Genomic DNA, 23,081 nt, shown 5'->3' on the forward strand with positions numbered 1-23,081 from the left:
CAACTTATCTTTAGTTAGTATGATGTCGTACTTAAATATTAGGTTCGTCTTCAGGGGCAGGGTGTAATTCCCGACCGGTGGTAAAAGTCCACGACCCGCTTTTTGCGGCTGATCCGGTGTGAATCCGGAACCGATAGTTAAAGTCTAGATAAAGAAGATGCGGCTATCTTTAACGAGATATGACTGAAAGGTGTTTAGCCACCATTTTGCCCCCATGAATTTTTTCATGCGGGTTTTTTTAGTCGAGCCACTCTGAGACAACCACTTGGAGGGTTTTATATGCAAGTGTCAAAGCTTCATCGTTTGGTTGGGGTGGCCCTATTTGCGGCCATCGGGTATGTGCTCATGAATTTTGCCTTTCCAATCATTCCATTGTTCCCGTTTCTCAAGTTTGACTTCTCAGACTTGACCGTTCTATTGGGCGGGTTTATCTACGGGCCTGTGGGGGGCATTATGATTGCGTTTGTGCGGTCACTCGCCCATTTCGCGCTGACAGGTGGGGGTGTTGTCAATCTTATTGGCGACACAGCTGCTTTTGTCGCGAGTGTTGGCTTCATGTTGCCTATTGTTTGGCTCACCAAACCCAATACGGGTTGGCAGAAACAACTCTTTGGCCTGAGTTTAGGGGTCATCAGTCTGACCATCATTATGAGTATTTTGAACTGGTTAGTGATTACCCCAATGTACTTGGCGGTCTTCAATTTCAACCTCGGCATGTCGCTGACGCGGTACGTCTTGGTTGGGGTGGTGCCATTTAATCTGGCCAAAGGTGTGATTATCAGCGTGGTCTTCTATCTCGTTCAACGGGCCTTGGCGCCTTGGTTAGCTAAACGGCGCGCGATGGTTTAATTCGAAATAAAAGCCTTATTCTGCGTATTTAACAGAATAAGGCTATTTTTGTGGAAATGGTTTGTCAGAACGTTTAATCGCACCGGTTGGACAACGGGTATAGGCAAGTTTAAAATCAATCTTAGCGTAATCATCAAGTGGCAAGGAGCCAGTATTTTGATCTGGTTTGAAACTGGCAATCCCAGCCTCATCATAAGTAAATAATTCTGGGGCCAGCATTTGGCATAAGCCACAAGCGATACAGGCCTCTTGATCAACTTTTGTATAAAGTGCCATAAAAATTTCCTCCAGGAGGTGAGTGTTTGGATGATTTAGTGTTGAATTTCTTTGATGATTTGCCATGGCGCCCGCTATCCCTATGGGGACTGCTCACCAATAAGAAGACGATTTCTAATTTGTATGCGGCCTTGCAACATCATCAATTGTCGCGACTACAGTTATACCCTACCTTGTCGCGTGAGAACTTTCAAGCAACCATCCAGCAACTCGAGCATTCTGGCTTGATTGAAGTCGCTGATGCTGGCGCCATTCGGACATCTGCCGGCAAAAAACGCCAACAGGCTCACTTCTTACCGTCACATTATCAACCTTGGATGAATTTGTTTCAGTTCGAACCGCGGCTGTATTTAGGCGTCCAAGTCCTTTCAGAGGCCAGCTACGCCAATCGCAAGTACCAGCCGGTTATCGGTGACTACGCGACGCAACAGCAAGTTAAGCAGTGGTATCGACGCCTGGGGAGCCAAAGTGGCATTACTGAATTGACGGCAGTTTTTTCAATGCTTGAGCCGGCAGTCGCTAATCGCTTAGCTAGTCTCTTCATTGGTCATGATTTTGCGGGCACGGCGGTGCTTCAGACGGTCCCAGACCAAATGACCCATATTGATGACCTTAGTCAACTAGTGGCCTTAATCGACCAACATCCCGAATGGCAAGCCTTACAACAGTTGTGGGGTGGCCGCTTACCGTTGATTTCCCTGAGTGCCGCGCGCAGTTTGGCCGGTTTAAACCAAGGGCTGTCTATTCCCCAGATTGCGCATAATTCGCGATTGCGGCCCAGTACGGTCATGGAACACATTCAACTGGCAGCCTTATTTGGGGCTAATATTCCTGTTGAACAGCTGTACACGGCGGCTGAACAAGCGACTCTGACACCACTTCAGGGCCACAATCATCAGACGATTATCGAATCGACGGGGTTAGATTTTTTTCACGTGCGCTTATTCCAAATTCTCGCGGTGCAGCAAAGGTGGGTTTTGCATGACAATTGAGACAATTCTTAAAGAACACTTCGGCTTTGACCATTTTCGGCCGGGTCAAGCAGAAATTATCGAGCACGTCCTGGCAGGTCAAGATGTCATGGGAATTCTACCAACGGGTAGCGGCAAAACGCTTTGTTATCAATTGCCTGGCCAGATTCTTGGTGGAACAACGATTGTCATTGAGCCTCTATTGGCCCTAATGGATGATCAGGTCAAACGGCTTCAAGCGCAAGGTGAAAAGCGAGTAATCGCGCTGACCGGCCGATTACAGCCGCAAGATTTTGCCCAAATTTTGAGCCGATTGAATCAGTATCAGTTTATTTTTCTGTCACCAGAAATGCTCGCTAATCCGGCCGTCTATCAAGCGTTAAGTCAACTCAATCTCCAATTGGCCGTGGTGGATGAAGCCCACTGTATCTCGCAATGGGGCCCAGACTTTCGACCTGACTATCTCAAACTTGGGGATCGTCTGCATCCCTTGAAGCCTCGTTCGATTCTTGCGTTAACCGCTACGGCGCCTGACAGTGTCCAAAAAGATATTGTCTCGGGGCTTAGCCTGACTGCGCCGTTTGCCTATATTGCTTCCGTTGATCGACCAAATATTTTTATGGGCGTGGTGCAGGTGGGCGACAAACGCGAGAAATATCAACGTTTGCTTGAAATGGTGACGGCTGTCTCTGGACCAAAAATTATTTATTTTGACCGGAAGAAGACGGCTGAACAGGTGGCGCAACAACTCCAGAATGATACAGGCAAGGCGGCCGCGTACTATCATGCAGAATTGGCTGCCCACGACCGTGACCTGATTCAGCGCCAGTTCATGAGTGATCAATTGGAAATTATTTGTGCCACCAGCGCCTTTGGGATGGGAATCGACAAAGCCGATGTCCGGCTGGTGGTGCATACTTTTGTGCCCGAGTCCCTTGAAGACTATTCGCAAGCAATGGGACGGGCAGGGCGCGATGGTCAGAAAAGTTTGGCAGTGATTCTACTGGGGCCAGGTGATTTTCAGCGAGCCGCCGGTTTTGCTCAGCAGTTGCCTGACGCCAAATTAGTGGCGACAATCTTCAAGCGGCCTAATGCGTACGCTGATTTTGACGATTCTCAGGTCAACCTGATTCAGGCGTATATTGGCAGTGGCTTTAGTCAGGCTCAAGTCTTGGCCCAATTGGCCAGTCGCCGGATTGAAAAACAACACAGCTTTGACGCGGTCGCCAAGTGGCTTCAGACCTCCGGCTGCCGGCGAAATGTCTTGCTTCAGTACTTTGATTCCCCGCTAATCACGCATGATGACTTCTGCTGTGGGGTGGTCGATGAGGCAGTCATGGCGCAATTAGCCCCTGTTTCATCAGTGAAAAAAGCCACACCAACAGACTGGTCAGAGATTTTTGCACAAATTTTTCATTCACAAACAGCGTTTTGATGCGCTTGTGGTACAATTAAAAGCAGAATAATTTGAGGAGGATTGACATGGCTAAGAAAACCGATCAACCCGAAGAACAACCGGTGTATGATGCAACTGATCCGAATAAGCCTTGGGAGAAACAATTTGATGATGATCGTGACGACGATGGGAACCTTTCACGCGTTGCGAATCGAAAGAAACAGCGGGGCAATCGCACGCTGGTGTGGGTCGTTTCGATCTTATTAATTGCCCTGATTATTAGCCCGATTCTGTATCAGGTGTTTTCTTCAAGTCAAAGCAGCCAAACACCTGACGATAAGATTACGGTGGAAACCAGTAGTAAAGTTTCATCGAAGGCCAAGTCTTCTTCGAGCAAAGAGAAGTCAAAATCCAGCAGTGAGCGCTCAAGCGTTGCCAGTACGACGAGCAGTTCAATTGTTTCAAGCAGTAGCTCACAGGCACCGGCTAGCAGTTCAGCCAGTTCAACACCTTCAAGCAGCAGTAGTAGTCAAGCGACAGCTGGTAATACATACGTGGTTAAGGCCGGGGATAATCCATATCGGATTGCGGTCAATCACGGCATGACACTTTCAGAATTGTATGCACTCAATGGTTTAAGCCAGGGGAGTACAGTGACCCCCGGGATGAGTTTGAAAGTGAAGTAATTGGGAACGGAGATAAACATGCAGATTGCAATTGACGGCCCGGCAAGTGCTGGGAAAAGTACCATTGCCAAATTAGTGGCCAAAAAATTAGGTTTTGTTTACTGTGATACGGGGGCCATGTACCGAAGCGTGACTCAAATGGCTCATGAACAAGGAATTGACTATGGGGACCAGGCGGCAATTATGGCGGCGCTGGCAAACACCCAGATTCGTTTTGAGCCAGGGGATCCTGATCAAAAAGTCTTTTTAAACAACGAAGATGTCACCCGGGCGATTCGCTTGCCCGAAATCACCAACAACGTTTCGCAAGTTTCGGCTTTGCCCGAGGTTCGAGAAGCCATGGTCAACTTGCAACGCGACATCGCGGCCAAGCAGAACATCGTCATGGATGGTCGCGACATCGGCACGACCGTTTTACCTGATGCACAAGTGAAAATCTTCATGATTGCATCTGTGGCTGAACGGGCCCGCCGGCGTTTTGTAGAGAACCAACAAAAAGGGATTGATACGCCGCTGAAGACGCTTGAAGAAGAGATTGAAGCCCGCGACCACAAGGATTCAACTCGCGCCGTGTCTCCATTGCGGCAAGCCCAAGATGCCATTTTACTTGATACGACGGAATTGAGTATTGACGAAGTAGTGGCCAAAATTTTGGAATACGTGAAAGTTGCACAAGCAGCACAAGATTAATGTAAACATAGGACTAGTATTTTATCCGTTTTTCAAGTACAATAGCGGATGTATGACAGTCGTATAGGAGGATTTTTGGCATGAGTGAAAACAATGTAAGCAATGAAAACGCCCAAACAATGGCGGACGCTCTTAACAGCGTTGGCCAAGTTAAGATTGGCGACACCGTTAAAGGTGAAGTATTAGCAATCGAGGACAAGCAACTTATCGTTGGTATCGAAGGCACTGGCGTAGAAGGTGTCGTTCCTCTTAAAGAATTATCTGCTCAGCCAATCGAAGATATTCACACAGTTGCATCTGTTGGGGACGTTATCGATTTGGTTGTCATTTCAACAATTGGTAAAGATAAAGAAAACGGGCAATACTTGTTAAGCAAGCGTCGCCTTGAAGCACAAAAAATCTGGAAAGACATTCAAGCTGACTTTGAAGCTGGCAAGACAATTACTGCTCCTGTAACCAACGTGGTTAAGGGTGGCTTAGTTGTTAATGCTGGTGTTCGTGGGTTCGTTCCAGCAAGTATGGTCGATGACCACTTCGTTGAAGACTTGTCCGCATACAAGGGCCAAGAACTTGAATTCAAGATTATCGAAATCGAACCAAGCGAAAACCGTCTGATCCTTTCTCACCGTGCAATCGTTGAAGCTGGCAAAGCTGAAGCACGTAAAGAAATCTTTGGTAAGTTGAATGCTGGTGATGTCGTTGATGGTAAAGTTGCGCGTCTGACTAACTTTGGTGCCTTCGTTGATCTTGGCGGCGTGGATGGTTTAGTTCACGTTTCTGAAATCGCTTATGATCACGTTGACAAGCCAAGTGATGTCTTGTCAGTTGGCCAAGATGTGAAGGTTAAGGTCTTATCAGTTGACCCTGAGAAGGATCGCATTTCCTTATCCATCAAGGCAACCTTGCCACAACCATGGGATGATATCGAAGACCGTGCCCCTGTTGGCGCTACCTTGCCAGGTGTTGTCCGTCGTTTAACCACATTTGGTGCCTTTGTTGAAGTCTTCCCTGGTGTTGAAGGTTTGGTTCACATTTCTCAAATCTCCCACGAACACATTGCAACACCTAATGATGTGTTGAAGGAAGGCCAAGATGTTGACGTGAAGGTGCTCTCTGTTGATCCTGATCAACACCGTTTAGCGCTTTCCATTAAGGCTTTACAAGAACGTCCAGAAGGTGACGAACCATCTGAACCACGTAAAGAAAACCAACGTCCTCGTCGTAACAACAACAGCAACCGGGAATCACACACCAATATCCCTGCTGAATATCAACAAGATGATTCAGGTTTCTCTTTAGGTGATATCTTAGGTGATGCCTTAAAGGATGCCGCTAAAGACGATAACGAATAATCCATCTCGTCGAGCAAATCGATGAAGTGATCTAACCCCCGCCGAATCGTTCGATTTGACGGGGGTTTGTTTTGAGTCAGAACACAGATTAAAGGAAGTGAATCCATGAGTTTACCAACACTTGCAATTGTTGGCCGGCCAAACGTCGGTAAGTCAACAATTTTTAACCGCATCTTGGGCGAACGTGTTTCAATCGTTGAAGATACCCCGGGCGTTACTCGGGACCGAATCTATGGCACAGCTGAATGGCTGGGCAAAGAATTTAACGTTATTGATACTGGTGGGATTGATATGGGCGACGAACCGTTCCTCACCCAGATTACCCAGCAAGCTGAAATCGCCATTGAAGAAGCTGACGTCATCTTATTTTTGACCAGCATCGATAATGGCGTTACTGAAGCCGATGAACGCGTTGCCCAAATCCTCTATCGCGCTGACAAACCTGTCATTTTGGCTGTGAACAAGGTTGATAACCCAGAACGCCGCCAGGATGTTTATGATTTCTATTCATTAGGCTTCGGCGAACCATATCCCTTGTCAGGGACTCACGGTTTGGGTTTAGGGGACGCGCTTGATGCTGTCTTTGCTGCCTTTCCTGAAGAGGGCCACGATGAAGAAGATGACAGTGTGAAGTTTTCTTTCATTGGTCGGCCTAATGTTGGGAAATCCTCGTTGGTTAATGCCATTCTTGGCGAGAATCGTGTCATCGTCTCAAACATCGAAGGGACCACGCGTGATGCCATCGATACCAAGTTTGAAGCAGATGACGAAACCTTTACCATGATCGATACGGCTGGTATCCGTAAACGCGGGAAGGTCTACGAAAATACTGAAAAGTATGCCGTCTTACGGGCATTACGAGCCATTGATCGTTCTGACGTGGTGTTGGTTGTGCTCAATGCTGAAGAAGGTATCCGCGAACAGGACAAAAAAGTTGCCGGATATGCCCATGAAGCCGGCCGCGGGATTATCATCGTGGTCAACAAGTGGGACACACTCGACAAGGACAATCACACCATGGGAGACTTTGAAGATTTGATCCGACGTGAGTTCCAATATCTGGATTATGCGCCTATCATTTTCGTTTCAGCGAAGACAAAACAACGTTTACAAAATCTTCCTCAGATGATTCTTCAAGTCGCAGAAAACCAAACCCGGCGGATTCAAAGCAGTGTGCTCAATGACGTCTTAATGGACGCATTGGCCGTCACACCAACACCGACAGTTAACGGTAAGCGGCTTCGTATCTACTACATGACACAAGTGGCTGTTAAGCCACCAACGTTTGTCGTTTTTGTTAATGATCCTGATTTACTCCATTTCTCTTATCAACGCTTTTTAATTAATCAATTGCGAAATGCCTTTGACTTTGACGGCACCCCGATTCATTTAATTGCGCGAAGCCGTAAGTAGCGTGGTTTCTGGACGTTTTGCCCCTTTTTGTCCGATAGACTCGTTTTTTTATAGAAATCTTTATATATTTCGGGTTTCCCCGGCAAAAACCCTTGCTAGAGTAGGCTTTGTATGATATGTTTATGACTGAAATAGTGATACCTAGTCATCATTGTTTCCTTATTCTTGGACCACTCAAGAGTAGGTATGTTTAGATGTTCACGCATCTAAAAAATACGGAGGTGAAATGAACATGGCAAATAAGGCAGAATTAATCGAAAGCGTTGCAACTGCAACTGGCCTTACAAAGAAGGACGCAACTGCTGCAGTTGATGCAGTTTTTGGTTCTATCCAAACATCTTTAGCAAAAGGTGACAAAGTTCAATTAATCGGCTTTGGTAACTTTGAAGTTCGTGAACGTGCAGCTCGTAAGGGTCGCAACCCACAAACTGGTGCAGAAATTCAAATTCCTGCATCCAAAGTGCCAGCATTCAAGCCTGGTAAAGCTCTTAAGGATGCTGTGAAGTAGTCCTTAACGCAATGATAAGTGATAGCCGAGTCCAATTGGGCTCGGCTATCTCTTTTTATAGGAGGAAAACATGAGCTATTCTGAACAAATGCTGGATGCCCTTGCAGAAGGCAATGTTGATCAAGCGAATTTGCTGTTCCGCTCCGTACTTGAACATGATGACGATGAAACAAAATATAATCTTGCAGAAGAACTGTATGCGTTGGGATTTACGGGTCAGGCTAAGCGTCTCTATCAAGAACTGATGGGTCGCTATCCGGATCAAGATGATATTAAGACAGTCTTGGCTGATATTGCAGTCTCCGACGGGGATCCCGATGCGGCGCTGAATTATCTCAGTAAAATTCAACCTGATAGTGAGGCCTATTTGGAAAGTTTAGTCACGGCTGCTGATGTCTATCAAACCCAAGGCATGTATGAGGTCAGTGAACAGAAATTGTTACAGGCCCAAGCGATTGCTCCAGATGAACCAGTGATTGCTTTTGCCTTAGGGGAATTGTACTTTGATTGGGGCCATTATCCTCAAGCGCAACAAGCATACGCCCAACTCTTGGCTGCGGGTGAAACTGAATTGGCCGGTGTTGATGTGCAAGCGCGGTTGGCAGCTACCTTGGCCCAATTAGGGCAATATGAAGATGCCATCGCCACCTATGAGGCTGATGGCATTAATCAGTTGGACTTAAATAATCGCTTCCAATTGGGCGGCTTGTATTATTTGGTTCAGGATTATCGCGCTGCTATCGACGCTTTTTCAGGGGTCTTGGAACAAGATCAAAGTTTTGCGTCCGCGTATTTACCCCTAGCACAAGCTTACGTTGCTGATAATCAACCGGATATGGCCCTTGAAACCATTCAAGACGGAGTGATGGTTGATGACACCAATCCCGACTTATATGCGTTAGGTGCCGATCTAGCCATTAAGGCAGAGCAGAATGACTTAGCCGAGAATTACCTACAAAAGGCGCTTGCCATTGATCCGGAAAATCTAACCAATGCCTTGGCGTGGAGTAATTATTTGTATCTGGCTGAACGCGATGAGGATAACATTGCGTTCTTGAATGGTCTTGATCAAGAAGGGGAAGTTGATCCTCAGATTAATTGGAATTTGGCCAAGAGTGAAGCGCGGTTAGATGAGATTGACCAGGCCCGCGAACACTATTTGCTCGCGTTTAATCGACTACAGACCCAACCGGATTTCTTACACGACATCATCGACTTTTTCCAGATGACTGGCGCGATTGATGAAACCAAGGCCGCCATGCAGCGATATTTGCAACTGGTTCCCGATGATTTGGATATGCAAGAACGCTATGATCGCTTAATTGCAGACTAAGTAGAAACACCAACGGACTATTGCGTTGGTGTTTTTTTGTGTTTAAGTCGAATTAATTAACTTAATTATAATATGGTAATAAAATGGTGGTGAACAAAAAGGAGGAAGCAGTATGAATGAGAAATTACATTTCAAAATGTACAAGTCAGGCAAACGCTGGTTAACTACCGCGTTGGGAGTGGCAGCATTGACTAGCTTTGCATTAGTGGGTCAGACCATTCATGCCGCTGATGACAAGATTGCTGGCCAGACGACCAATGTCACGGTTTCTCCGACTGTTTCCGCTCAAGTGGCTCCCTCCACGGACCAGAGTCAATCTGTTAGCGGAGACCAGAGTGCTGCGGTTCCGGCTTCAGCTGTCGCTCAACCACAAGCCAAATCTCAAGTTGACGTGGCAACGCTCGCAGCGGCTCGTGCAACAAAAGCAACGGAGCCAGTGCCTAGCGCCAATGATGTTTTAGCCGATCCCAAAAACGCGACTAATTCAACCGAAGCAGTAGGTGTGACTAACAATGTGCAACTGGGATTCACAGATGAGAATGATGCGTTTGTCCCAGTCACGGGGCAAGCTCAACTTGAACAGGACTTGCAAAATGGCGCTTCTGCTCAGTGGCTAATCAATTCAGATTATGCTAAAGCGAATAATATGGTTATTCGGTCTTCATTCACAAACTCGAGTCAGACTGCGATTTCGAATATCAGTGCAGCCTTACAAATGAATGATAGCCGAACCACGCCAACAGGCCTACTATATTTTCGTTCCGACCCGCAACGGATTGATAGCAATGGCTTAAAGTTATTTAAGGTTGGCACGAGCGGTCAAAAAACTGATGTGTCGGATTTGCTGGGATATCCGTCAGACTTATCTTGGCAGTCCGTACTGGCAGGTCATTCTGTCGACGAGACAAAGGGTTTCCTCATCAGGGTTAGAACTGGCAATGTCTCGTTGCTACCAGGAGAAACACTTTACTTTGAAGTTCCTATTTCCTTAAAGATTGACCAGAGCATTCCGGATAAAGGCATAACTTTACGATTGCAAAACTTTCTCTATTCGACTAGCCTCGGCAATAATCCGTATATTTATGGCGGTTCAACTATGGGATTTGTCCAGTTTAGTCCAATCAATGATCAGTTTTCTGTCCCGACAAAATATCTTCTAACCGCTAAACAGCCGGATGGCAGTTATCAAGTTGTGCCAGCTGCGGTTCAGCAACTTTTTGGTGATTTGCCATTAGCTGCACAAGATTTCTATCTTAACAATTTCAGAGCACCAGCGGTTCCTACCGATGGGAGTTTTGTGGCCGGTACGCCTGTTTTTAATATGGCACAATACAGCGCTGATTTGACTTCCGTGCAGAACTTGCTTAAGAACAAAGGCTATTCACTTAAATTTGTGCCTGGCGGCGGGGCAATTAATCAAGCAGCGTACACGTACAAAGTGAATAATGGCCCAACAGTGATTAATCCGGCAGATGGCAAACCTGTCGATTTGTCGGTATATTTTAATACGCCAATTTGGCAAATTATCACTTTCACTAACAAAGATGTCCAGACCAATAGTGAAGGGAACAGTACTCTGGTGATTAAACCAACCCAAACAAACGAGTGGGATTCTCTTAATCAAGTTCGATTTTCAAATACCAATGGCGATGTTGTCTATGATCAGCTCGGTGGTGTGACGTCCGATCAAAAGGTCAGCGTGACACTTCCAGATGGTCCAGTTGACACCACCGTTCCCGGGATCAAGCACGTGACTTACATTTATCATCCCGGGCAAGCTGACGAGGTTAGCAAGACGCTGACTGTCATCATCGGGTCAGCACCGGTGTTGTCAGGGCATGAGGTCACCATCAATTCTGGAACTCCATGGCAGCCAAGTGACAGTATTTCGGTTATCAGCAATGACAAACCAGTTGACGCTCAGACCGTGAACCAAAATGTTGTCCTGCAGGTCACCGATGCCAATGGTCATACCTATACTCAAGTGCCTAATCAGCAACCAGGAGAATACACAGTTATCTATACTTACAAGGATCCTATGACGGGGCTGACTGGAACAGTCACAGCTAAAGTGATTGTCAAAAATGCAGACGCTGGTAATAGCGGCAATGGTAGCGATACTGGCAACAACGGCAGTGACAGTGGCAACGCTGGTAACTCTAGCAATACCGGTGATTCCGGAAACGACAGCAATGGCGGGAACACGGGTTCCAATGGCTCTGGTAATACTGGGGGTACAGATCAGCCAGGTAACTCAGGTAATACTGGACTGCCAGGTACAGGCAATTCTACCAATGGCCAACCTAGTGGTAATACCAGCCGCCCTGGAAGTGCTGGCCTCCAACAAGCGAACAACGGCGTGGGGCAATCAACCCAAGTTTTAGCTGACAAACAGTCGCAGCAAACCTTGCCATCAACAGGTGATCAAAGCGATCAAGCCCTCATCGGTTTGGGGCTGACCGTATTGGCTGGCGTTGCGGCCTTTGCCTGGCGCTGGTTAAAGAAATTTGCCTAATCGAATCATCAATAAAAAGTCACGGTAACGTGGCTTTTTTTGTGTCCATGGTTCTAAAGGGATGCGCCTTGCTTTTTTATGCAAAATTCAGAATAATACGAGATAGAAAGGGTGGTGGCGAGATGCAAAATGCAGGTCAAACAATACTGCAGCAAGTGACGGACCAGATTGGCCAGGTGGTTTTGGGCCATGACGCAACCGTTAAGCTCACACTTACGGCCATGTTAGCTGGCGGTCATGTTTTATTTGAAGATGTGCCTGGTGTTGGTAAAACGACGCTCGTTGAAACATTGGCCAAAACCTTGGATTTAGATTTTCGCCGGATCCAATTCACGCCAGATTTGATGCCGAGTGACATCGTCGGCGGCGCCATTTTCAATCAGCAGACAGCTGAGTTTGAATTTCGCCGCGGGCCACTGTTCACACCGATTGTCTTGGCTGATGAAATTAACCGTGCAACCCCTCGAACACAAGCGGCCTTGCTAGAGGCGATGGGCGAAAAGCGGATTACAATCGACGGCCAAACCTATAATCTGGATCCCAATTTCTTCGTGTTGGCGACCCAGAACGCGACCGAATTTGCCGGCACTTATCCACTACCTGAAGCACAATTGGATCGGTTCTTGATGCGCCTCCATCTCGGTTATCCTGAAGCCTATGCCGAGCTGGCCTTATTGATGGGCGCTCAGCACGGGCCTGTGGCCACGCCAATTTTAACGGGCGCACAGTTGAGCGCTTTGAAAGCAGAAGTGGCAAATGTGACGGTCTCAGAACCTGTGGCTGACTTTGTATTGCGCCTTGTCCGCGCAACTCGCCACTATCCACGGGTCCGGCTCGGGATTTCTCCGCGTGGTGGCTTAGCCTTGGTTGCGGCTGCTCGTGCTTTGGCCTTTATTGAAGGGCGCAATTTCGTCCTCCCCGATGATGTTCAAACATTAGTGCCAGCGGTATTTGGGCATCGACTATTAATGCAGCCGGGCGACGGTGCCGACGCGACCAGTGTCCTTGCTGAGATTCTGCAGACTGTTTTGCCACCTGATTAGGAGGGATGCGCATGTATCGGCTTAAAAATATTGCTGTCCTGATCGGCTTGTTTGGGTTGGGCCTACTTGGGCCAATTTTTAACACCGCGGCTAGTTGGATGATGGCCGATGTGGCGCTTCTCATCTTGGGGCTGAGTGGGCTTAGCCTTATTTGGCCCATCAGCATGTTAACCGTGACTGTAGATGAACCGGTTATCAGCGGGACGCCTTGGTCCTTGACCGTGCGCAATGGCTACTGGCCAGCGGTAATGTTGATAAACGCAGAAACTGTCTCTTGGCAGGGCAGCGTATGGCATCGCCAACAGATTCCTGTCACCCAACCCTTGCAGCGCGGCGTGTACCAGACTTTACCGTTTGAATGGCGTGTTCAGGTGCCTGGCCTGTTTGAAAAACGTGCTTTACTGCGATTGCAGCAACCAATGGTGGTCTTGCCGAAAGCGAATCTCACGCAAGCGCAAATCTTGAAAGACCGCTTGACAACCGAATGGGCGACAATTGGCCAGAATGATTTTCAGATCCGAGATTTTCACCCTTATCAACTGGGGGATGACGTTGACCTGATTGACTGGCATCAAACCGCTAAGCATGGGGACGTCATTGTCAGAGAGTTTGAGCAAGCACAACCGCAAGCACCTGTTTTTGCGTTTATCAATCAAGCTGATGAAGCTTATGAAGCTCGGCTTTCACTCTTTGCTGGGTTAATCGAACAAGGGGCTGATGCCTGGGTTATTGGCTCACAAATTACCGTCACACCAACCTTGACAGATCTCGCACTGTTGGAACCAGACACTCAGATTGCCGCACTCCCGACGCAAAGCGGCCTGGTAGTGCTTGCACCGGGTGATTGGGTGGCACCCGACGATGCTCAAATTCGAATCGTGCGCCTAAGCCACCAGCAATGGCAGGTGACAGGAGGGCGACAATGAAGACGATTGGATTGATGCTCTATCGATGGATTTTATTGGGCTGGTTGCTGTTTTCGGCGGGTGAGCCCTTTGTTCGTATTAATCATTTCTCGCAAGTGCCTTTGTTGATCGGGTTCAGCCTCGCGATGATGGCCATTAGTAGTCTTGTGGCTTGGCGACCACGGCTTTGGTGGGTAGCCACAACCTTGTACCTGAGCAGCTTTTTGGTCATTTTGTGGTGGCTGTTTCCTGGTCGCCAGTGGCTATTCAATTTTTGGGGTCGATTCCAAGAGGCGTTAACCAACTTTCTCACCGTCGGCGGATTGACCATGCCATTAATCGTCTCCGTACCCTTAGTTTTACTGGTGATTATTTTTCTCAGTTTGCTCGTTGTCGGACTGCGACATTACTTTATTCCGTGGTTAGTCATTTTAAGCTATCTTTTGGCGGTCCATATCTTTAATCAGGAAGGCCTGATTAATGCCTTTGCCCAATTGGCCACGATTGGCTTGCTTCTACTGGGCTTACACGTTTTCAGCGCGCAACCAAGACGGCTGGTCAGCATGGCGGTCATCACTTCGGCCATGGTCGGTTTGGTTTGGGGGATTAATGTTAATCAGCCGCAAATTAATACAACCTTGGTCGATGATTCAGTCGGGCTGAGAAACTGGCTGAACGATCGGGGATTTTATCAAGCCTTGAATGATTATGCGCATCAGAACATGAAAACTGGCTTGAGCGCTGACAGTCGCAACCTGGGTGGGCCAGTGTATGATGACAATACGCCGGTGGTCACGGTTGAACAGAAGACGCCGCATTATCTGCGGGCACGAGTGCTGACAGCTTATAATGGCAAAGGCTGGAATGGCACAGCCAACTTTGGCAGCGTGGTGCCAGCAAGCGAAGTCATTAGCGACGCGCAAACGGCCTACGGTTCACCTGAACGCATCACAATCACAGAGCCAAGCGATGCGCCTTTTGCTGTCTTACCCTATGGTCAGGTGCAGTTAACCCAGACCACACCCATGCCCGTCAATCGACTCTACTACAATCCGAACCAAGCACAACTCATGGCATCACCTAATCGCGTCCCAACGCGAGTGACGTTGACCAGTCGGCCCAAAACTGTGACGGCCACGCAACTCAATCGCGTTTCTGCCCCTGACTTGAGTACCGATAATCTGCGGCGGGATACGCGATTGCCTGCCATTCCCACCCGGGTGAAACGATTGGCCCAGCAGGTCACAGCCGACGCGTCGACTTATTACGCGAAAGTTAAAGCGATTGAGACCTACCTGAGGACCAGTCCTAATCTGATTTATTCCAAGGTCGATGCCCGAACAACCCCTAAAGGCCGGGATTATGTTGATTATTTTCTATTCGACTCACAGGTTGGCTACTGTGATAATTTCTCTTCAGCGATGGTTGTCATGTTGCGAAGTATTGGCATCCCGGCTCGCTGGGCAATGGGTTATAACACGGGGACTTTGACGACGAGTGGCAAAACTACTGACACCTATACCATCACGAATGCCAACGCTCATTCTTGGCCGGAAGTGTACTTCACCGGATTTGGCTGGTTGCCCTTTGAGCCAACACCAGGCTTTGCCAACCCAGCAAGCCCTGTCACGCCTGATGCCCCGGTTCAATCGTCATCGACATCAAGTACTAGCAGCACTAGTCAATCCGTGACATCGAGTTCAAGCGCGCCAGCTTCAAGCAGCAGTTCTACCAGGACTGCTGCCCAAACTTCCAATCGCCAAGGATTATCGGTCTGGTGGCTGCTGATCCCTGGGGGCATCATTGTTGGACTTGGTTGGTGGCTAGCTTGGCGCTGGGCAAGTGTTCTTGCCACTCTGGCCAGTATGGGTGTTAATTCGAAGAATTTCGAAGGGCGTTACCGGGGCGTTCGGTGGCTGTTACAAACTCGCTGGCCTAAAGTTCAAACAATGGGCTGGCACGATTATGCGCAATTCATTCAAGCCCAGTTGCCTGAAAGCCACTGGGATAAAGTGACAGCGATTTATGAAGCTAGACGCTTTGGTGGTGACCGCCAGACGGTGGCTGATTTGCGGTCGGTGGCGGCAGCTTTTCGACGTTATCAGTCGGAACATGCCGGCTTCAACCGCCATAACCAGCCAAAATAAAAGCTAGTGATCGTCTAAGACGGTCGCTAGCTTTTTTAGGTTATTTCTTAAATGGACGCCAGGTTTTGCGTTGGTAGGTGAAGCCTTCGCCCAAGGCTTCGTGAACATCGATGACACTAACAAAGGCTTTGGGATCGAGTCGATCAATAATGCGCTTGACCGCTGCAACTTCGGAAGGGGAGACCACGATGTATAACACCTGCTTTGGATCATGAGCATATCCGCCTTCACCGTTGAGGAAACTGGCGCCGCGTTCCAGTGAAGCCATTAATTCATCAGCAATTGCTTGACTCTCATCAGAGATAATCAGCAACCCTTTGGCAGCATAAGCCCCCTCAACGGTGAAATCAACCAGCCGCGAGAACACGTACGAAGCGAGCAGTGTATACATCATTAATTCTAGATTGAGATAACTCAGCGAAGCCCCTAAGACGATGATATCGAAAATAAGTAAAGATTTACCCATCGGCGTCCCAGTGTTCTTTTCCAGGATGCGAGCCAAAATATCAGAGCCACCAGTGGTGCCACCGTAGCGATAGACCAAACCACTGCCTAGTCCACCAAAAATCCCCGCTAAGACCCCAGCAATGAATAAATCATGGTTGATATCTAAGATGAATGGAAATTTCTGCCAGATCCAGAGCCACAGGGAGAGCATTGCCGTGCCATAAATCGTGTAAATTAAACTGCGGCGGCCTAAGAAGCGATAACCCAAAATAATGAGCGGAATGTTCAGTAGTAATGTCGTATAAGCGGGATTAATGTGCCACCAGTACCGAATCAGCAAGGTAATCCCCGTGACTCCGCCTTCCGCCAAGTGATTGGCAATATTCACGTTGACCAAACCAAATGCATAGAATGCACACCCCAACGTAATCATGAATAAATCTAAACTCGTGCGCCCGATTTTGTGCATGCCATGACCTCCAAAACTTAATTAATTCTCATTTTAACAGAAATTTCTCGTTTTATCGCAATTGGAGAGCGGGTTTGCTATGATTGTGTGCGGAGGGATACACATGCAATTAGACTTAAGTCATCCAGATTTTCAAGCTGCGATTCCAATTATGCAACAGATTGAAGCAGCCGGTTTTGAAGCGTATTTTGTTGGTGGATCGGTCCGCGATGCGCTCTTAGGGTTGCCCATCCACGATGTTGATATTGCGACCTCGGCTTATCCAGAAGAAGTCAAACAAATCTTTAAGAAAACCGTTGATACGGGCATCCAACATGGCACGGTGATGGTTTTGGCTCACGGTGTGGGGTATGAAGTGACGACCTTCCGGACTGAATCGACCTATCAAGATTTCAGACGCCCGGATTCTGTCACTTTTGTGCGTTCGCTTGCAGAAGATTTGAAACGGCGCGACTTTACAGTTAATGCCTTAGCGGCGCGCCATGACGGGACCATCATTGATTTATTTGATGGCCTGAGTGACCTGGCGGCGAAAAGATTAAAGGCCGTTGGTGATCCGCAGGCCCGTTTTAATGAAGATGCGCTCCGTATGATGCGGGCAGTACGGTTCCAAAGCCAGCTAGGGTTTGAAATTGAGCCAGCGACACTTGCGGCCATTAAGGCACATGCACCGCTGTTGGCACACATTTCCGTTGAACGAACGGCCTCTGAATTGACTAAGTTAATGTTGGGCATTGCGCGTAATCCCGCTTGGGGAAACTTTTTGGAGACAGGACTAAGCCATTATTGCCCTGATTTTGCTGATGAAGATTTAACGCCTTTACTCGAATTGAACCCAGCACGACTGCCAAGCGCCGAAGCCGCCTGGACGCTCATTGCGCAACAAGTGACGGTCCCAGCCACCAAATTGCTCAAAGACTGGAAGCAGGCCAACGCATTGATTGACATTGTGACCCGGACACTGCGGGTATTGGCGACGTCAACGCCCTCGCCTTGGATGCTGTATCAGGCCGGCCAAGAAGCAATTGAGACGCTGATAGCCGTTAGAACTGCTCAGAATCCTGCATTTGACGCAAATAGCCTGCGGCAAGCCTATGCGCAATTACCGATTCATGACAAACATGAACTCGCAATTGATGGCGGCCAACTCATCACGGCTGGCTTTAAACCGGGTCGACAGTTAGGCCAAATTCTCAACCGCCTAGAACGGGCAGTTGTGGCGGGGGATTTAGTGAACGATTCAACGGTCTTATTGCAAAACGCCCGCACTGATGAAGCGCTTTCTTAATAAATGTGTTAAAATGAACAAGTAGAAAGCGATGAGAGGATGAGCGTAAATGGCAGAACATGTTTTTGAAGAGTTGCATTTTTATTTTCGAAATGGCGATGAATGGACCGTCTCGCATAAGGAACTTGCCGACATCTGGATTAGCCGGGTGACCACCAGTTATGGTCGCATTAACGGGGGGCGGATTGAAGAAATCCATCCTTGTAAGAGTTTCAAGGTCGAAATTCTTCCTGAAGCTGATCATGTCAAAAGTGAAGATATTAATACCGGCTCCCTTGAATTAGGAATGTTTGGCCGGGCGACCAAGTATCAAGACATTGAGAAGATGGATCTTGTGTTTGACCGCAGTGATGCTGATCAGACGATTCAGATTTATTTCCCATTTAAGCAAAAAGATCCAAGTGGCCTTGACAATGCTTATCAATCTAGCCAAGTTTCACAGAAAAACGGTCACCTTTACGTGGTGATTGATGCTGAATCGACTGTCACAGATGAATATCCTGGTATTTAGTCTAATGGCGCTTGATCCCTGTCTTTGGGGTTGAGCGTTTTTTGTCGCCTGGGGCGTCTTTTTCAAGGTCGGGTTTCCGTGGTATGATGAAGCACAGAGATTAACGGACGAATAGAAATCGAGGAAACGTATGCAGACATTAACAGCGACAGGCTTGAGTAAGGCCTATGGCGATAAACAACTTTTTTCAAACATTGATTTTCTCATTAACGAGGGCGATCGGATTGGCCTGATTGGCGTCAACGGGACCGGGAAAACCACCTTATTAAATGGCTTAGCAGGCTTAGACCCCTTTGATGCTGGTGAGGTGACCACGCCAAAGAATTATCAAATCCGATACCTCGCGCAAAAGCCCACGCTAAATCCTGATTTAGCGATTATGGATGCCATTTATGGCGGCGATTCACCGGTGTTTGCGGCCATTCGCCGCTATGAACAAGTCCTGGCTGACTACACGGCCCATCCCGATTCTGAACAATTACTCGAAGCCTATACGAAGGCGGATAGTCAAATGACCCAATTGGATGCGTGGCAGGTCGATACTGAAATCAAAACTATCCTGACCCAATTACACATCACCGACTTGGATCAAACTATTGGGACCTTGTCTGGTGGTCAACAGAAGCGGGTCGGGCTGGCACAGGTCCTCATTGATCAGCCTGATTTACTCATTTTGGACGAACCGACAAACCACCTGGATTTTGACTCTATTGCTTGGTTGGAAAAATATTTGGCTAATTATCGCGGCGCCTTGCTCGTCGTGACGCATGATCGTTATTTCTTGGATCGGGTTAGCAACACGATTTTCGAACTCGACAACGGTCGCTTGTATCGTTATACCGGTAATTACGAAGCCTATGTCGGCCAAAAAGCTGAACAGGTGGCTCGAGATACAGCGGCCAGTCACAAACAGCAACAACTTTATAAACAAGAGCTTGCGTGGATGCGAGCAGGCGCTCAAGCCCGCTCGACTAAGCAAGAAGCTCGCAAAACCAGGTTTCAAGAGCTGAAGGCCGATGTTGATGGGCAAGCTGGCCCCCGTGGCAACGTGGAAATTCAAGTTGCCAGCACCCGCCTGGGTAAGAAAGTAATCGAAATGCACCACGCAAATTTGACTTTGGACAAGCATGTCATCCTCCGGGATTTTGACTGGTTGGTCCAACCTGGCCAGCGTATTGGGATTACTGGAGAAAACGGCGCCGGGAAGTCAACGCTGCTTAATGTGATTGCCGGTAAATTACCGTTAGACTCTGGCGTGATTGAAATCGGTGAAACCGTTCGGCTAGGGTATTACACCCAGATGAGTCAAGAATTGGATGAAAATATGCGCGTGATTAGCTATCTGCAAGAAGCGGGTGAAGGCGTCGTCTCGGACTCGGGGGAACACATTACGGTCACGCAACTACTGGAACAGTTCCTATTTCCTCGGAGTATGCATGGTAGTCTCATTGGCCGCCTGTCTGGTGGCGAAAAGCGGCGCTTGTATCTCTTACGGATTCTGATGGCCCAACCCAATGTGTTGCTACTTGATGAGCCGACGAACGACCTTGATGTGGCAACTTTGACTGTCCTTGAGGCTTATTTAGCCCAGTTCCCAGGCACGATTATTACGGTCTCTCATGACCGCTATTTCCTCGATAAGGTTGCCGATTCTCTGCTGATTTTTGAAGGTCAGGGTCGGATTGCTCGCCATACTGGGCTGTTCACGGATTATTTGAGTCAACAGACTGAGCCAACCAAGCCAGCATCCGCCAAACCGGTGGCAGTAGCCGAAGTCCCGGATAGTCCGAAGGCCAAGACAAAGCTGACTTATGCAGAACAGATGGAGTATGACAAATTACAACCCCAAATGGATGCCTTAGAAGCAAAAATAGATGACCTAAAGGCGCTGATGACTGATAATGGTGACAACTACCAGAAGTTGGCAGAGCAACAGCAAGCGCTTGATGCACTGAATGAGCAACTTGACCAAGCCTTTGATCGTTTCGCCGAATTAGATCAGTACGTCAATTAGAAGGAGGCCGTTATGTTAGAGCAAGCATATCTTGATTTAGCCCAGACCGTATTAGAGACTGGCCATAAGAAGACTGACCGGACTGGCACTGGGACACTTAGTCTTTTTGGCTATCAAATGCGGTTTAATCTGCAAGAGGGATTTCCATTACTCACGACTAAGAAAGTTCCTTTTGGCTTGATCAAAAGTGAATTGCTGTGGTTCTTGAAGGGCGATACCAATATTCGCTACTTGCTCGAACACAACAATCACATTTGGGACGAATGGGCGTTTAAACATTATGTTGAGTCACCCGCCTATCATGGCCCCGATATGACCGACTTCGGTCGCCGCAGCTTAGTCGATGCTGACTTTGCGGAAGCTTATCACCGGGAATTAGCGGCTTTTGATGCCCAAATTCTCAACGACAGTGGATTCGCGGATGAATTTGGTAATCTGGGACAAGTCTATGGGTCACAGTGGCGCGCGTGGCAGACTAGAAATGGCGATACCATTGATCAATTAGGCCAGGTGATTGAGATGATTAAAACTCATCCCGATTCTCGGCGACTTATCGTCTCAGCCTGGAACCCAGAAGACGTCCCAACAATGGCCTTACCACCGTGCCATACGCTGTTTCAGTTCTACGTAAATGACGGCAAGCTCTCCCTTCAACTGTATCAACGTTCAGGGGACATTTTCTTAGGAGTCCCGTTTAATATTGCTTCATATGCGCTGTTGACCCACTTAGTTGCGCGGGAAACTGGTCTGGAAGTGGGGGAATTCGTTCATACCTTAGGGGATGCCCACTTGTACTTAAACCACTTAGACCAGGTGCGCGAACAACTCAGTCGCACTCCACAGGCAGCACCACAGTTGATTCTCAATCCCGATAAGCATCATTTGAATGACTTTGAAATGGCTGATATTCAAGTTGACAACTATCATCCGGCGCCTGCAATCAAGGCACCGGTTGCGGTTTAGGAGGATAATCATGATTGCATTTTTATGGGCTGAAGATGCTGATGGCATAATTGGCCGCAATGGCCGGCTACCATGGCATTTACCTGATGATCTCCATTACTTTCGCGAATTAACTGAAGGCCAGATTGTGGTCATGGGCCGAAAGACTTTTGAGGGTTTAAAACGCCCTCTGCCTGATCGAACCAACATTGTGTTGACCCATCAAGTGGATTACGAGGCGCCCGATGACGTTATTGTGTACCATGATGCACCAGCCGTTATCGCTTACGCTGAAACTAAGCCTGACCAGAACTTAATCATTATTGGCGGGGCAAATTTGTTTGCGAGCTTTACAGGCATTCCAGATGTTTTGTATCGGACCAAATTGGCCGGTCATTTTGAAGGCGACACCCACATGTTGCCAATTGACTACAGCCAATACGCACTGACCAAATCGACGGCAGTGACTAATCCTGACCCGCAACTGACTCATACATTTGAGGTGTGGACCCGCAAGTAACCAAAAAAGCCTCAAGAACATCACAACTGTTCTTGAGGCTTTTTGTTGCATTTGTTTTAGACGAAGAAATAAACTGAAAGAAACATACTTAAGCTCCCCAGCATGACGAAAATATGCCAAATGACATGCTGATAGGGCAGGTTATGAATTAAATAGATGCCAGCTCCTAAAGTATAGGCAAGTCCGCCCGCGAGCAGAAGCGCAAAGCCGGTCACGCCAAGATGCGCCAGAAGCGGCCCGGCGGCGGTGATGCACAACCAGCCAAGCACAACATAAATGATGGTTTCAACGACTTTGAAGCGCCCGACAAACCAAACCTTCAGGATAATTCCCAACAAAGAGAGGCCTAAAATAGCCGCTAGTAGGATGGTTCCGCGGGTCCCACCAATGGCGACTAGTGAATAGGGGGCATATGAACCCGCAATCAGGATGTACACGCCGCTGTGGTCGAGAATCTTAAAAATGCGGGCAAACCTTGCATTATAAAAACTATGATATAAGGTCGAGGCAGCATACAGCGTAATCAAAGCGGCCCCAAAGATGCTAAAGCTGATAATACGCAGTTGATCGTGAGTGGTGACGGCTTTGCCCACCAGTAAAATGGTGCCGATGACGGCCAGCAATAAGCCAATGCCATGGGTCAGGGCACTGAGAAATTCGCTGCGTTGCATGCGTTGATGGTCTTTAAATGATAGTTGCATTTTGCTACCTCCTAGGGTTACTATTTTGTTCTACCTGTTTATAATACCACGTTGGAGATTAAGCAATCAACACTATCTAGTTTTAAAAACCAGATAACATATACT

20 protein-coding genes, 1 pseudogene and 1 riboswitch are annotated in these 23,081 nt (G+C 47.9%); of the genes and pseudogenes, 18 read left to right on the forward strand and 3 right to left on the reverse strand.

Annotation, left to right across the window (positions count from 1 at the left end):
- Positions 1–42: 42 nt before the first annotated feature.
- Positions 43–163: riboswitch (FMN riboswitch) on the forward strand.
- Positions 164–279: 116 nt separating this feature from the next.
- Entirely contained in the window at positions 280–849 is a 570-nt protein-coding gene (locus FC34_RS01530) for an ECF transporter S component (protein WP_057893620.1), read from the forward strand.
- A 42-nt stretch (positions 850–891) separates the two neighbouring features.
- Here the strand turns inward: FC34_RS01530 and FC34_RS01535 are convergent, their stop codons facing one another.
- Positions 892–1,125, reverse strand: a complete 234-nt coding sequence (locus FC34_RS01535) for a ferredoxin (protein ID WP_057893621.1) — start codon at positions 1,123–1,125, stop codon at positions 892–894.
- Between the two features lie 26 nt (positions 1,126–1,151).
- Here FC34_RS01535 and FC34_RS01540 point away from each other — a divergent pair, with 26 nt between their 5' ends.
- The 12 genes and pseudogenes from FC34_RS01540 (at position 1,152) to FC34_RS01595 (ending at position 16,084) form a co-directional block, all read left to right on the forward strand.
- Positions 1,152–2,117 carry a helix-turn-helix domain-containing protein gene (locus FC34_RS01540; protein ID WP_057893622.1) on the forward strand — a complete coding sequence of 322 codons (966 nt, stop codon included), beginning with the start codon at positions 1,152–1,154 and terminating at the stop codon, positions 2,115–2,117.
- Entirely contained in the window at positions 2,107–3,531 is a 1,425-nt protein-coding gene (locus FC34_RS01545) for a RecQ family ATP-dependent DNA helicase (RefSeq protein ID WP_057893623.1), read from the forward strand. The genes FC34_RS01540 and FC34_RS01545 overlap by 11 nt, the downstream gene beginning before the upstream one ends.
- A gap of 47 nt (positions 3,532–3,578) precedes the next feature.
- Positions 3,579–4,178 (forward strand): SAG1386/EF1546 family surface-associated protein, encoded by a 600-nt coding sequence (locus FC34_RS01550; RefSeq protein WP_057893624.1) that lies wholly within the window; start codon positions 3,579–3,581, stop codon positions 4,176–4,178.
- 18 nt (positions 4,179–4,196) lie between these two features.
- Positions 4,197–4,868: a (d)CMP kinase gene (gene cmk, locus FC34_RS01555; RefSeq protein WP_057893625.1), complete on the forward strand. Its 672-nt coding sequence runs from the start codon at positions 4,197–4,199 to the stop codon at positions 4,866–4,868.
- Positions 4,869–4,948: 80 nt separating this feature from the next.
- Positions 4,949–6,220: a 30S ribosomal protein S1 gene (gene rpsA, locus FC34_RS01560; protein ID WP_057893626.1), complete on the forward strand. Its 1,272-nt coding sequence runs from the start codon at positions 4,949–4,951 to the stop codon at positions 6,218–6,220.
- Positions 6,221–6,325: 105 nt separating this feature from the next.
- Complete coding sequence (gene der / locus FC34_RS01565) at positions 6,326–7,633, forward strand: ribosome biogenesis GTPase Der (RefSeq protein WP_057893627.1); 1,308 nt, start codon at positions 6,326–6,328, stop codon at positions 7,631–7,633.
- 211 nt (positions 7,634–7,844) lie between these two features.
- Positions 7,845–8,141 (forward strand): annotated as a pseudogene (locus FC34_RS01570) (HU family DNA-binding protein); the annotation flags it as partial.
- Between the two features lie 70 nt (positions 8,142–8,211).
- Positions 8,212–9,474 (forward strand): tetratricopeptide repeat protein, encoded by a 1,263-nt coding sequence (locus FC34_RS01575; protein WP_057893628.1) that lies wholly within the window; start codon positions 8,212–8,214, stop codon positions 9,472–9,474.
- A 112-nt stretch (positions 9,475–9,586) separates the two neighbouring features.
- On the forward strand, positions 9,587–11,989 hold the full coding sequence (locus tag FC34_RS01580) for a KxYKxGKxW signal peptide domain-containing protein (protein WP_057893629.1): 2,403 nt from the start codon (positions 9,587–9,589) through the stop codon (positions 11,987–11,989).
- Positions 11,990–12,111: 122 nt separating this feature from the next.
- A complete protein-coding gene (locus FC34_RS01585; RefSeq protein WP_057893630.1) occupies positions 12,112–13,032 on the forward strand; it encodes an AAA family ATPase in 921 nt (306 codons plus the stop codon).
- A gap of 11 nt (positions 13,033–13,043) precedes the next feature.
- The gene (locus FC34_RS01590; RefSeq protein WP_057893631.1) at positions 13,044–13,958 is read left to right on the forward strand and encodes a DUF58 domain-containing protein; all 915 of its coding nucleotides are present in this window, start codon (positions 13,044–13,046) and stop codon (positions 13,956–13,958) included.
- A complete protein-coding gene (locus FC34_RS01595; protein WP_057893632.1) occupies positions 13,955–16,084 on the forward strand; it encodes a transglutaminase TgpA family protein in 2,130 nt (709 codons plus the stop codon). The genes FC34_RS01590 and FC34_RS01595 overlap by 4 nt, the downstream gene beginning before the upstream one ends.
- Positions 16,085–16,124: 40 nt before the next feature.
- Here the strand turns inward: FC34_RS01595 and FC34_RS01600 are convergent, their stop codons facing one another.
- Positions 16,125–17,000 carry a YitT family protein gene (locus FC34_RS01600; RefSeq protein WP_057893633.1) on the reverse strand — a complete coding sequence of 292 codons (876 nt, stop codon included), beginning with the start codon at positions 16,998–17,000 and terminating at the stop codon, positions 16,125–16,127.
- Between the two features lie 103 nt (positions 17,001–17,103).
- On the opposite strand from FC34_RS01600, the gene FC34_RS01605 reads away from it, so the two are divergent.
- From FC34_RS01605 to FC34_RS01625, 5 genes are all read left to right on the forward strand, one after another.
- Positions 17,104–18,288 carry a CCA tRNA nucleotidyltransferase gene (locus FC34_RS01605; protein WP_057893634.1) on the forward strand — a complete coding sequence of 395 codons (1,185 nt, stop codon included), beginning with the start codon at positions 17,104–17,106 and terminating at the stop codon, positions 18,286–18,288.
- 49 nt (positions 18,289–18,337) lie between these two features.
- Positions 18,338–18,799 (forward strand): hypothetical protein, encoded by a 462-nt coding sequence (locus tag FC34_RS01610; RefSeq protein ID WP_057893635.1) that lies wholly within the window; start codon positions 18,338–18,340, stop codon positions 18,797–18,799.
- A gap of 130 nt (positions 18,800–18,929) precedes the next feature.
- Positions 18,930–20,813, forward strand: a complete 1,884-nt coding sequence (locus FC34_RS01615) for an ABC-F family ATP-binding cassette domain-containing protein (protein WP_057893636.1) — start codon at positions 18,930–18,932, stop codon at positions 20,811–20,813.
- A 12-nt stretch (positions 20,814–20,825) separates the two neighbouring features.
- Positions 20,826–21,776 (forward strand): thymidylate synthase, encoded by a 951-nt coding sequence (locus FC34_RS01620; protein WP_057893637.1) that lies wholly within the window; start codon positions 20,826–20,828, stop codon positions 21,774–21,776.
- A gap of 10 nt (positions 21,777–21,786) precedes the next feature.
- On the forward strand, positions 21,787–22,275 hold the full coding sequence (locus FC34_RS01625; protein WP_057893638.1) for a dihydrofolate reductase: 489 nt from the start codon (positions 21,787–21,789) through the stop codon (positions 22,273–22,275).
- Positions 22,276–22,331: 56 nt separating this feature from the next.
- Here the strand turns inward: FC34_RS01625 and trhA are convergent, their stop codons facing one another.
- Complete coding sequence (trhA, locus tag FC34_RS01630; RefSeq protein ID WP_057893639.1) at positions 22,332–22,976, reverse strand: PAQR family membrane homeostasis protein TrhA; 645 nt, start codon at positions 22,974–22,976, stop codon at positions 22,332–22,334.
- Between the last annotated feature and the right edge of the window lie 105 nt (positions 22,977–23,081).

The sequence above is a fragment of the Lacticaseibacillus brantae DSM 23927 genome, from assembly GCF_001436115.1.
Taxonomy (GTDB): domain Bacteria; phylum Bacillota; class Bacilli; order Lactobacillales; family Lactobacillaceae; genus Lacticaseibacillus; species Lacticaseibacillus brantae.